1 protein-coding gene is annotated in these 822 nt (G+C 49.0%); it reads left to right on the top strand.

Features of this window, described 5'->3' with window-relative positions:
• Positions 1-693, top strand: a 693-nt coding sequence (locus RW092_RS10510; protein ID WP_316010182.1) for a transposase, incomplete at its 5' end; no start/stop codon positions are given.
• Positions 694-822 lie beyond the last annotated feature (129 nt).

Below are 822 nucleotides of genomic sequence, written 5' to 3'. Positions count from 1 at the left end.
GATTCCTTCGGCAATAAAATCACATGGTTTGGTTACAAAATTCATCTGGCGGTCGATACGAAAAGTGAATTGCCGATCGCCTTGGAAGTAACGCCGGCGCATGTCAATGATGGAGAAATGGCGCCGGGCCTGATCGAGAAAACAGCGTCCAGGACGAGCACACGATTTTTCATACTCGATGCGGGCTACGACCAAATGAAAGTTTATGAGGCCGCCCGCAACGTCAAGGCACAAGCCATCATTCCCCTTAATCTGCGGGGGGAGAAGGAACCGCCTGCTGGCATGACCTCGAACGGAACACCGTGCTGTTCCATGGGTTATGCGATGACATACTGGGGAGTTGACGGCGATATGCATAAATTTCGCTGCCCGCATGCCACGGGTAAAGTCGACTGTCCGCTTGGCATGGCTGCCTGCTCGTCTTCAAACTATGGAATGGTCGTCAAAGTAAATGCGAAGGATGATCTCCGGCGATACAGCATCCCTCATCGGGATACAAAGCGTTGGAAGGAACTTTACAATGAACGAACCAGCGTAGAACGCTGCAACTCCCGATTGAAAACCTATTTGACGGCAGACGCCGCACATGTCCGGGGCATTCAGAAAGTCACAACTCACCAGTATTTGAATGCCATTGTTCTGCTTGCATCTGCGCTCGCCGTTTCTCATCATTCAAAACGGGCTGCCGCTTAAAAAACGAGCTGTTCTAAAATTCTGCAAGTCTGCCCTTTTCTTCATCCATATAATACCATTTTCGAAAATTACCCCTTAACGACAGTGAATATGCTATCGCTTCTTCTCTGAAACGGAATTATGCAAAAC

The sequence above is a fragment of the Paenibacillus sp. 3LSP genome (assembly GCF_032465655.1).
Taxonomy (GTDB): Bacteria; Bacillota; Bacilli; order Paenibacillales; family Paenibacillaceae; genus Fontibacillus; species Fontibacillus barengoltzii.
This window is presented reverse-complemented; position numbering and strand designations above follow the sequence as displayed.